10 protein-coding genes, 1 tRNA gene and 1 pseudogene are annotated in these 11,708 nt (G+C 71.9%); 6 read left to right on the top strand and 6 right to left on the bottom strand.

The window, feature by feature from the left end; genetic code table 11:
* Nucleotides 1-441: pseudogene (locus IE249_RS27340) on the bottom strand (hypothetical protein); the annotation flags it as partial.
* A gap of 541 nt (nucleotides 442-982) precedes the next feature.
* Here IE249_RS27340 and IE249_RS27335 point away from each other — a divergent pair.
* Nucleotides 983-1,159 (top strand): site-specific integrase, encoded by a 177-nt coding sequence (locus IE249_RS27335; RefSeq protein WP_189708899.1) that lies wholly within the window; start codon nucleotides 983-985, stop codon nucleotides 1,157-1,159.
* A 17-nt stretch (nucleotides 1,160-1,176) separates the two neighbouring features.
* Here IE249_RS27335 and IE249_RS27330 read toward each other — a convergent pair whose 3' ends face one another.
* The 3 genes from IE249_RS27330 to IE249_RS27320 all read right to left on the bottom strand — a co-directional run bounded on the left by IE249_RS27330 (nucleotide 1,177) and on the right by IE249_RS27320 (nucleotide 3,507).
* Nucleotides 1,177-1,593 (bottom strand): hypothetical protein, encoded by a 417-nt coding sequence (locus tag IE249_RS27330; RefSeq protein WP_229859375.1) that lies wholly within the window; start codon nucleotides 1,591-1,593, stop codon nucleotides 1,177-1,179.
* Nucleotides 1,594-1,825: 232 nt separating this feature from the next.
* Nucleotides 1,826-1,912: transfer RNA gene (locus tag IE249_RS27325), tRNA-Ser, on the bottom strand.
* 41 nt (nucleotides 1,913-1,953) lie between these two features.
* Nucleotides 1,954-3,507, bottom strand: a complete 1,554-nt coding sequence (locus IE249_RS27320) for a S1C family serine protease (protein ID WP_189708895.1) — start codon at nucleotides 3,505-3,507, stop codon at nucleotides 1,954-1,956.
* A 274-nt stretch (nucleotides 3,508-3,781) separates the two neighbouring features.
* Between IE249_RS27320 and IE249_RS27315 the strand changes: the two genes are divergently transcribed.
* The 3 genes from IE249_RS27315 to IE249_RS27305 all read left to right on the top strand — a co-directional run bounded on the left by IE249_RS27315 (nucleotide 3,782) and on the right by IE249_RS27305 (nucleotide 6,592).
* A complete protein-coding gene (locus IE249_RS27315; protein WP_189708893.1) occupies nucleotides 3,782-4,612 on the top strand; it encodes a glycerophosphodiester phosphodiesterase in 831 nt (276 codons plus the stop codon).
* 276 nt (nucleotides 4,613-4,888) lie between these two features.
* On the top strand, nucleotides 4,889-5,527 hold the full coding sequence (locus IE249_RS27310) for an ATP-binding protein (RefSeq protein ID WP_189708891.1): 639 nt from the start codon (nucleotides 4,889-4,891) through the stop codon (nucleotides 5,525-5,527).
* 99 nt (nucleotides 5,528-5,626) lie between these two features.
* Entirely contained in the window at nucleotides 5,627-6,592 is a 966-nt protein-coding gene (locus tag IE249_RS27305) for a DUF5926 family protein (protein WP_189708889.1), read from the top strand.
* Nucleotides 6,593-6,862: 270 nt separating this feature from the next.
* Here the strand turns inward: IE249_RS27305 and IE249_RS27300 are convergent, their stop codons facing one another.
* Nucleotides 6,863-7,585, bottom strand: coding sequence for a hypothetical protein (locus IE249_RS27300; protein ID WP_229859373.1), 723 nt, complete (start codon nucleotides 7,583-7,585; stop codon nucleotides 6,863-6,865).
* A gap of 54 nt (nucleotides 7,586-7,639) precedes the next feature.
* Nucleotides 7,640-8,305, bottom strand: coding sequence for a bifunctional DNA primase/polymerase (locus tag IE249_RS27295; RefSeq protein ID WP_189708887.1), 666 nt, complete (start codon nucleotides 8,303-8,305; stop codon nucleotides 7,640-7,642).
* Nucleotides 8,306-8,809: 504 nt separating this feature from the next.
* Between IE249_RS27295 and IE249_RS27290 the strand changes: the two genes are divergently transcribed.
* Both IE249_RS27290 and IE249_RS27285 read left to right on the top strand, forming a co-directional pair.
* Nucleotides 8,810-10,357, top strand: a complete 1,548-nt coding sequence (locus IE249_RS27290; RefSeq protein WP_189708885.1) for a PP2C family protein-serine/threonine phosphatase — start codon at nucleotides 8,810-8,812, stop codon at nucleotides 10,355-10,357.
* 135 nt (nucleotides 10,358-10,492) lie between these two features.
* A partial coding sequence (locus IE249_RS27285) for an aminopeptidase P family protein (RefSeq protein WP_229859371.1) occupies nucleotides 10,493-11,708 on the top strand: 1,216 nt, incomplete at its 3' end.

Here is an 11,708-nt window from a genome sequence, read left to right as displayed (position 1 = left end):
CCTGTTGACACTCACCGCGCCATTGTCGTTGTCGATGGCCCCGCCAAAGGTGTCGGCGGTGTTGGTGGTGAGGTTGCTGTCGTTCAGCGTCAGTGCGGAACCGGCACCACTGAGCCAGATCGCACCGCCCCGGCCGTTGCCAAGTCCACTGGACGCGTGACCGTTGCTGAGGGTCAGGGCGTTGAGAGTGAGCTTCCCGTTGGGGCCGTCGATTTCGAAGAAACGGAAGTTGCCCGCGGTTGCGGCTCGGGTGATGGTGTCGCCGCGTCCGTTGATCGTGACCTTGTTCCTGATCACCGGCAGCCCGTTGTCGTCGTTGGGTGGTGTGGCGTCGGTGAGGGTGTAGGTGCAACGCCGCTTGAGGTTGACCGTGCCGCCCACTGTGGCGACAGCGCCGATCGCGGTTTGCAGGTCGCTCTCCCTGCAGCTGGTCACGTCCACAGTCAGAGACCGGCTGGTACCACGAGTGGTTCTGCTTGCCCCGGCGGAGGGAGTGCCGTGCATTGCCTTGGTGGGCGCCGTAGCCGACTGCGACACTCCGAGTGGGTCCGGACCCGGTGTGGCGGCTTGTGCGCCAGCGGGTGACGTAACGGCGCCGAAAGCGGCGAGAGTGAGTCCCATGAGAGTGGGGACGATACGAGAGATGCTCAGACGCATCGGGGCTCCTTCGGGCGGATCGCGAGTGTCGTTCCCGTTGGCGGTACCGGAACACCGGCGGAAATGATTCATTCCGGATCAGTCGACGATCAGGCAACACGCCCAGCTGAGATCACAATTCAACCGAGGGGCCCTCGCCTGAACAGCCGTCAGTGACGCACCTGCCCCGCCGCCGCCCGTTCGGTGGAGGTCAAGGACTTGGAGGACCCTTCCCTTCTACGTCCTGCCCTGGAGGCTCTCTCGCTCAGGCTGGACGGGAGCGAGGCGGCTGAGAACACGCAAAGCCGCGCTCTCTCGCCGCAAGGCGGCGTCTGCGCTCGCAGCGGTGCCGTACTCCCTGCGACACGCCGGGGCGTCCGTCTGGATCAAGTCGGGGGCAGACCCTGCGGAGGTCGCGGCCAGGGCCGGCCACAGCATCGCCGTGCTCTACCGCTTCTACGCCAAGATCCTCAGGGGTGGTCAGCAGCACTCCAACAACCTCATCGCTCGCCGCACTCGATGAGGGAGACCGGCCCTGACTTACTTGGCAGCGATCAACGCAAGGCACTCCTGGAGCTGGCGGACGGCCTCCTCCGCCTGCGTGTATTCCTCAGGACTCGCGAAGACAGTTCCGAAGGTGCCACCGCGATCGGCAGGCAGGGCACGCCAGCGCAGGATCGGTTCGAGCGCGTTGATAGCACCGGAGAGGAACCAGGCCAGGCGGCCGTGAGTGCGAGCGAGGGAGATCGCCAGGACGGCGAGCGTTTCCCGCAGATGTTCGAGCCGGTCGATCTGCGGCAATGCCTCCTGGACGTCCGGCGGCCCGACAACGTTGCGCAGGCCGGCCTCAGTCTCAAGAGCGAGGGCGCGCTCACTCGGAGCCAGTACCCACACCTTGTCATGGATCTGTTGCTCGGCTTCCTCGGTCAGCACCGCAACGATCCTCCGCATGTCCATGCGACTCACTCTAATGAACGGGCCAACGCCGTCCGACGGGCTTCGTCGATCCCTGACCTGACTCAACGACACACCGGGGATCGAGACCAGGCACTGCCGTTGGCCCACAGATGGCACATACGCACTGGTCAGAGGTGGGACACGGGTGAGCCAGGGTGAGACAGTCTGCACACGAAAGGGGTGCTCCGACGACCGGGGCACCCCTTCTGACCAGCTCTTACGCTGACCTGCGCGGAGGCGGTGGGATTTGAACCCACGGTGACATCGCTGCCACGACGGTTTTCAAGACCGTTCCCTTAGGCCGCTCGGGCACGCCTCCCCGCGCCGCGTGGTCGGCGGCGCGGGGACAAGAGTAACGGGTCAGCCGCTGTCGCCCACGCGGGAGCCGAGGGTTACCTCGGTGGTGTGCTCCTTGCCGCCGCGCTCGTAGGTGATCGTGACCTTGTCGCCGGGCTTGTGGGTCCAGATCTCGCCGATCAGGGTGGGGCCGGAGTCGATCACCCGGTCGTCGAGCTTGGTGATGACGTCGCCGGGCTTGAGGCCGGCCTTGTCCGCCGGGCCCCCGGACTCCACGGCCGCCGAGCCGCTGACGCCCTGGTCGGTGATCTTCGCGCCGTTGGTCGAGTCCTCCAGGGACACCGAGGCGCCGATCTTCGCGTAGACCGGCTTGCCGGTCTTGATCAGCTGTTGGGCGACGTACTTGGCCTGGTTGATCGGGATGGCGAAGCCGAGGCCGATCGAGCCGGACTGGCCCGAGCTGCCGAGGCCGCCGCCCGTGGACTGGATCGCGGAGTTGATGCCGATGACCGCGCCGCGCGCGTCGAGCAGCGGGCCGCCGGAGTTGCCCGGGTTGATGGAGGCGTCCGTCTGCAGGGCGCTCATGTACGAGGCCTTGCTGTCGCCGCTGCTGTCGCTGGAGGCGACCGGGCGGTTCTTGGCGCTGATGATGCCCGTCGTCACCGTGTTCGACAGGCCGAAGGGGGCGCCGATGGCGATCGTCTCGTCGCCGACGGCCACCTTGTCGGAGTCGCCGAGGGTGAGCGGCTTGAGGTCGGACGGCGGGTTCTTGAGCTTGATGACCGCGACGTCGTAGCCCTGCGCGTGGCCGACGATCTCGGCGTCGTACTTCCTGCCGTTGGGGAACGTGGCGGTGAGCTTGCCGCCGTCCACCGCGTCGGCCACCACGTGGTTGTTGGTGACGATGTGGCCCTGCTTGTCGAACACGAAGCCCGTGCCGGTGCCGCCCTGGCCGTTGCTGCTCTCGGCCTCGATGGTGACCGTGCTCGGCAGGGCCCGGGCGGCCACGCCCGCGATCGAGTTCGGGTCGCGCTTGACCTGGGAGGCGCCGGTGTCGGCGGCGGAGACGGTGGTGGAACCGCTGTCGTCGTTCCTGGCCAGGGTGTAGCCGATGCCGCCGCCCAGGCCGCCGGCCACCAGCGCGGCCACCAGCACCGCGGCGACCAGCCCGCCGCGCCGGCCGCCGGGCTTGGGCGCGGGCTGCTGGTACGTGGTGTCCCAGCCGGAGCCGCCGCCCGCGCCCCCGGCGGCACCCGCGCCGGCGCCGGCGCCGGCGTAGGAGGGCGTGGCGGGGGGCGGGGGCGGCCAGGAGGCGTCCGCCGGGGAGCTCTGGCCGTAGGGCCCGGGGTCCTGGGGGCCGGGGGAGTGCGGTGCGGAGGCCAGGGGCGCCGGAGCCTGCGGGGCCGGAGCCTGCGGGGCCGGAGCCTGCGGGGCCGGGGCGCCGTAGGCCGGCGGCTCCTGCCGGTCCGGAGTGTGCGGGGGCGTGCTCGGAGGCGGGGGCAAGGGCGCGCCGGCCTCGGGGGCGGGCGGCTGCGGGGAAGCTGCGGGGGATTCCACCGGCACGGGAGGTGCGGACGGGGCCGGGGGTACCGCGGTGCCCTCGTTCTCGGTGCTCACAGCTCTTCTCCTCGATCCACGGCTGTCGTTGTCGGTCGCACTCGGTCACGCTCGCTCATGCCTGCCGACGACCCGGCGTGCTTCGGCTGGCAGGTGCGAGGCGCAGATGAATCAGGTGTACGCCGTCAGCTTTTCCCACGGGCCGTCAGAGCACCATAAGCGGTGGCTGTGGGTCCTGGGTCATTCTTTATATTGGTCATCTCACATGAAACAGACACATTATCGACGCCCGTTCGCCGTCACGCGTACCCCGTCGCGGTGGCACCATGACGCGGTGACCCACGCACGGCAGCAGTGCCACATCCAAGTCGTCGCCCACCGCGGTGCCTCCGAGGCCGCCCCGGAGCACACGCTGGCCGCGTACCGGAAAGCGATCGAGGACGGCGCGGACGCCCTCGAGTGCGACGTACGGCTGACCGCGGACGGCCATCTCGTCTGCGTGCACGACCGCCGCGTCAACCGTACGTCCAACGGCCGCGGAGCCGTTTCCGCCCTGGAGCTCGCCGACCTCGCCGCGCTGGACTTCGGCTCGGTGCGCACGCGTGCCGCCTGGCGGGGGCGGGACGAGGAGCCCGACTGGGAGGTCAGGCCGGAGGACCCCGAGGACACCTCCGTGCTCACCCTGGAGCGGCTGCTGGAGCTCGTCGCCGACGCGGGGCGGCGGGTGGAGCTGGCCATCGAGACCAAGCACCCCACACGGTGGGCCGGGCAGGTCGAGGAACGGCTGCTGGTGCTCCTGAAACGGTTCGGCCTGGACGCCCCCGAGTCGCCGGAGGAGTCGCCGGTGCGCGTCATGAGCTTCTCGGCACGCTCCCTGCACCGGGTGCGCGCGGCCTCGCCGGCCCTGCCGACGGTCTACCTGATGCAGTTCGTCTCACCCAGGCTGCGGGACGGCCGGCTGCCCGCGGGGGTCCGGATCGCCGGGCCCTCCATGCGGATCGTGCGCGGGCACCCGGCGTACGTCGAGCGGCTCAAGAGCGCCGGTCACCAGGTGCACGTGTGGACGGTCAACGACCCCGAGGACGTCGACCTCTGCGCCCGCCTGGGCGTCGACGCCATCATCACCAACCGCCCGCTCGCGGTCCTGCGTCAGCTCGGCCGCTGAAACGTGCCACCACTCGGCCCCGCCCGGTCGCCTCCCGGCCGCATCCGGTCACCGTACGACCCCGTCCGGTCACCAAGCGGCCCTGTCCGGTCGCCGAGCGGCCGTGATCAGTCGCCGACAGGTCGCCGCCCGGCCGCTGATCGGCCACGATCCGTCGTGGGCCTTGACCGGCGCGGTCGGCTGCACCATCCTCCCTTTTCGGCCACACCGACGAATTCCAGTCACGTCATCACAGGGAGTGCTCCGGCGCGTTCGCTACGTGTTCGATCGCGGTGAATGCGTCGCCGGGCGGCTCATGGCCGGTTTCCGGTTCAGGCCAATGGGGCATCCACACCGTGGCGTGGGGCGAAGGAGGTCTCGGGGGTGGCGTTGGTGGTGGCACAGGAGGTGCCCACGTCGTCGAGCATGGCCGTTCCCCATGGCCCTGCGGGCGTGGGGGAAGCGAGACACCGGATGCGCGATCAGTTGCGCAGAGGTGGCGTGGCGGAATCGGTCATCGACGACGCCGTACTGATCCTTTCCGAGCTTTTGAGCAACGCCTGCAAGCACGGCCGGCCACTGGGCGACGCCCTGGCCGGTGACGGCGACGTGCGGGCCGCGTGGCAGGTGGACACGGGCGGCCGACTGGTCGTCGAGGTGACGGACGGCGGCGGCCCGACCCGCCCGTCCCCGGCCACCCCCTCGGTCACCGCGCACGGCGGCCGCGGGCTGAACATCATCACCGCGCTCTGCGACGACTGGGGCGTACGGGACGACGCGCACGGCGAGGTCACCGTGTGGGTGGTCGTCCACGACGACGTGCACGACCCGGACGCCGGCCACCGCCGCGACGACTTCGCCGCGCGCATCGCCGCCCCGCCGGTGTCGGCCCTTCCCGGACTGGACTTCGCGGACGCCTTCGACGACCTCGACTGAGACTCCCGCTCCGCGGCCGTCCACAGCTTCCGGTCGTTGACGGTGCGAACGGCTAGGCTCCCGCCCGTACGAGACGAGCCGTAACCGGGAGACACCCAGATGGCCAAGAAGCGACCCCACACGAAGGCCAAGCGCCCGCAGCTCACGGACGAAGAGATCCCGGTCGTCGGCGCCCGCGAGCCCTGCCCCTGCGGCAGCGGCCGCCGCTACAAGGCGTGCCACGGCCGGGCCGCCGCGCACGCGGCCACCGAGTTGGTGCAGCGGCCGTTCGAGTCGCTGCCCGGCGAGTGCGACTGGGTGGCGCTGCGCGAGCTGGTCCCCGCCGCCACGGCCGCGCTGACCCTGCGCGAAGGCCTGCCCGAGGGCGTCCCGAGCGTCACGCTGGCCACCGTGCTGCCGATGGCCTGGCCCGCGCTGCGCCGGGACGACGGCTCGGTCCTGCTCGGCCTGCAGAACGACACGGCGTCCGGCGACATCAGCCGCGACCTGGCCGACACGCTCCAGCGCGCCCTTCGAGCCGAGCCCGGCACCCCGGTGCAGGGGCGCCGCGCCCCGGCCGAGGGTCCGCGGCTGCAGGACCTGCTCGACCTGTCGGCGCCGTTCGAGCCGGTGGTGCACTCGGGCTTCGAGTTCTGGGTGCCGGACGCGGAGAACGCCACGCCCGAGGTCGCCGCCTCCCTGGAGCGGGCCAACGCGGCGGCCATTCCGACCGTGCGGCTGCAGGGTGTGCAGGCCGCGTACTGGTGCGAGACGCCGGAGAAGAACCACCTGCGCTGGGTCATGCCGCACGCCGAGGAGCAGCTTCTGGACGCGCTCGCGCGACTGCACGCGGCGGGCGGTTCCAGCCTCGGCGAGGGCACCCGGCTCGTCGGCTCCTTCCGTGCCCACGGCCTCACGGTGCCGGTGTGGGACCTGCCCAGCGGGGTCGGCGCCGAGGACGTGGAGAAGCCGGCCGCGGAGTTCGCCGAGCGGCTGGCCGGTGCGCTGGCCGCGGACGCGCCGCTGACCCCCGACGAGCGCCGGGCCCGCGGCGGCCTGACCAACCGGCAGGTGACCCTCAGCTGAGCCGCGCTCCGGCCGGACCGGGGACCCGGCTGACCGGCCGGTCAGCCGGGGCGGGCATCCGGAGCCAGTGACTCCATTCACAACTCCCGTGCGGGGAAAGGGAGTCGGTGTCCGGAAAGAGAGCCCGCGCGGTGACCGGAAAGCCGAGTTCGAATTTGCGAACCGCCGATCTCTTGTTACCGTTCCAGTAGCCCGGTTGCTGGTGCATCCCCCGTCGCCAGCAACCGGGTCTTTCCATGTGCGCCGTCGCTCACCGAGCGCGGCCGGCCGTCAACTGCCGGTTCGCGCCGCGGAGTTGCCGGACCGGTTCGCATTGCTGTCGTCGCTCCCGCCGCTCCCGCCGACGTCTCCCGTGCCGCCCCCTCCGGCGTCCGCGGTGCCGCTCCCCGAGCGCAGCAGCATCGGTCCGCCCTCGCCGCGCCCGGCGAACTCCGAGACGGCCGAGTAGTCCGCCGGCATCCCACGGGTGTGCTCGCGGGGCGTGTCGCACGTCTCCGGTTCGTCGTCGCCGTCCACCGCGCAGCGCATCCGCACGGTCCGGTCTCCGGGGCCCATCAGGGTCAGGTCGGCGTCCAGCGGCTCCCCGGTGGTGTTGCGGTAGTACGTACGCGCCCAGGTGTCCGCCCCCTGGGTCAGCACGCAGGTCTGCGCCTCGACTCCGTCGGGGGAGCTGACCTCGGGCCCGCAACGCGCGGCGGTGGCCAGGCCCAGGCCGAGCAGCAGCGGGGACTCGCCGGGCGCCGCGGACGGCAGCTTGTCGTCACCGCGCGGGCGGGACCACGCGTCCGGCGGCCGCCCGGCGGAACCGGGCGGGACGGCTCCCGGGGAGGACGCGGCGCGGAGGCCGGCGGCCCCGCCCCGCTCGCCCACCTGGCCCGCGGAGGCCACGGCGAACGGAAGTACGACGGCGCACGACACCACGCCCATCAGAGCGAGCAGGCGGACTCTTCGGGGATCCCGGACGACGGCCCGGCCCCCGGAACGACGCAACATAAAGGGAAGATAACGGCCAGAACGGGCGCGCCGTCCCGCGCGCGCCCGACACCCCTACAACTCGGGCGCGCTCACACCCGTACGAGTGAGGGCCTCGACCACGGCGTCCACCACGGCCTCCACATCGGGCACCCAGGGCGACGCGGAGCCGGGCAGCGGCGCGCGCTCCCAGTGGATCGGCCCCGCGCCGGTCGCGGACGGCGGCAGCGCGAGGTAGCCGCCCTCGCCGTGGAAGCGGAGCGAGCCGGGGACGTAGTCCTTGGCGTAGAGCAGTTCGCCCAACTGCTCCATGGAGTAGGGCTTCACGAGGATCGCCCAGCGGGTGGGCGAGGCGACGACCGGGCCGAGCCGCATCCCGACGCGGTCGAGCGCCTCGAGGGCGCGGGCCGCCGCGAGGGCCGGCAGGCTCACCGCGCAGGGCGCCCTGCCGCCGGTGGCGAGCACGATCGGGGCGGCCGGGCGGTTGGTCCACCACCAGCGCACCATGCGTGCGTCGGTGGAGGCCGCGAGGAGGCCGGGGTCGAAGGGATGCGCACCGGGCACCGTGCACTCCGGGTCGGGGCAGCCGCAGCGGCCGGGCCGCCGCGGATCGGGTGCCACGCCCGGGAGTACGGGCCACTGCCACTCGGTCGCGAAGGTCAGGGCCGCGCCGACCGGCTCGGAACTCCCGTCGCTCCGGCGGGACAGGAGCCTGCGTCGCCTTCCGGGGATCTCGCGCATGAGCGCTCGTCCTTTCCGTTGCACCGCTGGCAACACCGTGGACCTCATCACACCATGTGTCGATCACTTCACTGTGCGTACCTGTTGGCGCATCACACCCCTGCCTTCAGGCACGGGGAACCCCTATGGGCCGAGCATTGGCTGCTTCCGCGGCAGCCCCGTCCATACTGCGTCTACCAGAAGCATGGGCGTGGCGTGGGGTGGCGGAGCATGGCGATTTGCCGTCGCGCGTTCTGCTCTCCGCCGCCATCACGCGAGGATGGGGCACGGTCGTCGGTGGATAGGACGCCCGGGTCCGGCACCAGGTTCCGGGTGGCCCCCAACCACCCCTGGCCTTCTTCCGAGTACGTACCCATCACGACCGCTGTGACGCTCTGTGGAGCAAACCCAGTCGACCGCAATAAGCCGTTACCCGAGGCAGTTTCAAGCCAACTTTGTTATTCCGCAAGGGGTAGGGGAGAACACCCCGACTGCCCCTCTGACACCAGGAAACCCGGCAGGACAATGCTGGACATCCCCTCACGAGTGCGTGTACATGTGGAGACACTGCCGGCGGCGCAGAATGACATGGGGGTTTGCGATGCTTTTGAGCAGTACGCACCGGTCGGAAAGCCGGACGCCATGAACGCCCCGCACCCTCCGAAAGTGGCCGGAATCGATTCCACGGTTCCCGCTCCCGCACACACTGTCGCGCCCGCGCCCGGGACCCCGGGTACCTCCACCGCCGCCGTCCCGAACAGCGCGAACCCGGCGCACGCCGCCCACCCGCCGGGCGCCCTTCTGCAGGACCGGCTCGCCGGCTGGGTCTCCGACCTCACGACCCTGCACGAACTGACCGAGCGGCTGGCCCGCACGGACGGTCTCGACGCCGCACTGAGGGAACTGCTGCGCGCCGGTGCCGCCCTGGTGGGCGCCCGGCGCGGTCTGGTCGTACTGGAACCGGGCGACGGGCTGGGCCCCGACACCACCATCGGACTCGGCCTCGCCCGCTCCGACCTCGGCCACATCGAGACCGTGCCGCGCAGCGCGATGCCGTACGGCACCCTCCTGGACACCGCCGCCGGACTGCCCGCCGGCGAGGGCGAGGTGGTGCGTCCCGACCTGCTGGCCGAGGACGGTCTCGACCCCCGCCACCGCGAGGTGGCCGCCCGCCTCGGCTACGCGGCCAGCTACGCGCTGCGCCTGTCCACGGACGCCGCCGGCCGCCTCGGCGCCGCCGTCTGGCTCTACGACGAGCCCGCCGAGCCCGGCGAGCGGCAGCGCCATCTCGCCGGTCTCTACGTCCGTTTCGCCACCGAGCACCTGGCCCGTCTGCTCGACGGCGAGCGCACGCGCGCGTGCATGGCGACGATGTACGAGGAACTGCTGCCCTCACGGCTGCCCCGCGTCCCCGGCGTCCAGCTCGCCGCCCGGCACCGCACCGGACCGCGCGGCGGCGGCGACTGGTTCGACGCGCTGCCGCTGCCCGACGCGGCCCTCGGCCTCGCGGTCGGCTCGGTCACCGGTTCCGGGCCCGGCGCCGTCGCCGCGATGGGCCGGCTGCGGGCGTCCCTGAGGGCCTACGCCGTGATGGAGGGCGAGGATCCCGTCGCCGTCCTGTCCGACCTGGAGCTGCTGCTGCGGCTGACCGAGCCCGCCCGCTCCGCCACCGCCCTGTTCGCCTACTGCGAGCCCCCGCTGCGCCGCGTCACCCTGGCCGGGGCCGGGCACTGCCCGCCGCTGGTGCTCGGCGAGCGGCGCACCGAGTTCGTGGAGACCTCGGTGTCCGCGCCCCTCGGCATGCTCGCCTGCTGGGAGGCGCCCAGCGTGGAGTTCCAGGTCATGGCGGGTGAAACGGTGCTGCTCTACACCGACGGGCTGCTGCACCGCACCGGCGACCCGGCGGACCGCGCCTTCGCCCGGCTGCACCAGGCCGCGGCGACCGTCCCGCGCGCGCTGCGCACGGACGTGGGCGCGGTCGCCGACCACGTGCTGCGCGCGATGCTGCCCGACGACCTGGACGCGACCGACGGCGCGGAGGACGTGGCGCTGCTGGCGGCCCGCTTCGACTAGGCGCCCCCGGGCGTGCCCGCGACGCTCCCCGGGCAGCGGCTCCGCAACACCGTGTAATGGGTCCTTCCGCCTCGGGCCCCCTTCCGTACGACCGTACGATGGGGGTGGTCCAGTGCCGTACCGAGGAGGAAGACCGTGGCCGACGAGCTCACCCCGGAGATCCCGGAGGAAGCCGAGTCCGAGGAGCCGATCAAGCAGCGCAAGAACGGCCTGTACCCGGGCGTGTCCGACGAGCTCGCCGAGAACATGCGCTCCGGCTGGGCCGACACCGAGCTGCGGGACCTGAAGCCGGTGGAGCAGGCCGCGCACACCGCGCGCCGCCGCGCCGCGCTGTCGGCGCGCTTCCCCGGCGAGCGCCTGGTGATCCCCGCGGGCAACCTGAAGACCCGCTCCAACGACACCGAGTACCCCTTCCGGTCCTCCGTCGAGTACGCCTACCTGACCGGCAACCAGACCGAGGACGGCGTCCTCGTGCTGGAGCCCACCGCCGGGGGCCACCGGGAGACGATCTACCTCCTGCCCCGCTCCGACCGGGACAACGGCGAGTTCTGGCTCTCCGGCCAGGGCGAGCTGTGGGTCGGCCGCCGCCACTCCCTGGCCGAGTCCGAGGCGCTGTACGGCATCCCGGCCGCGGACGTGCGCGAGCTCGCGGACAAGCTGCGCGAGGCCACCGGCCCGGTCCGCGTGGTCCGAGGCCACGACGCCGGCATCGAGGCGGCGCTGACCGACAAGGTGACCGCCGAGCGCGACGAGGAGCTGCGCGTCTTCCTCTCCGAGGCCCGTCTGGTCAAGGACGAGTTCGAGATCGGCGAGCTGCAGAAGGCCGTCGACTCCACCGTGCGCGGCTTCGAGGACGTGGTGAAGGTCCTCGACAAGGCGGAGGCCACCAGCGAGCGCTACATCGAGGGAACGTTCTTCCTGCGGGCCCGCGTCGAGGGCAACGACGTCGGCTACGGCTCCATCTGCGCCGCCGGCCCGCACGCCTGCACGCTGCACTGGGTGCGCAACGACGGCCCCGTCCGCTCCGGCGACCTGCTCCTGCTGGACGCGGGCGTGGAGACGCACACCCTCTACACCGCCGACGTCACGCGCACCCTGCCGGTCAACGGCACGTACACCGAGGTCCAGAAGAAGATCTACGACGCGGTGTACGACGCGCAGGAGGCCGGCATAGCCGCCGTGAAGCCCGGCGCCAAGTACCGCGACTTCCACGACGCCGCCCAGCGCGTTCTCACCGAGCGGCTCGTGGAGTGGGGCCTGGTCGAGGGCCCGGTCGAGCGGGTCCTGGAGCTGGGCCTCCAGCGCCGCTGGACCCTGCACGGCACCGGTCACATGCTCGGCATGGACGTCC

It is taken from the genome of Streptomyces anandii JCM 4720, from assembly GCF_014650655.1.
Classification (GTDB): domain Bacteria; phylum Actinomycetota; class Actinomycetes; order Streptomycetales; family Streptomycetaceae; genus Streptomyces; species Streptomyces anandii.
The sequence above is the reverse complement of the archived record's forward strand: the minus strand, read 5'-3'. Positions and strand labels throughout refer to the sequence as shown.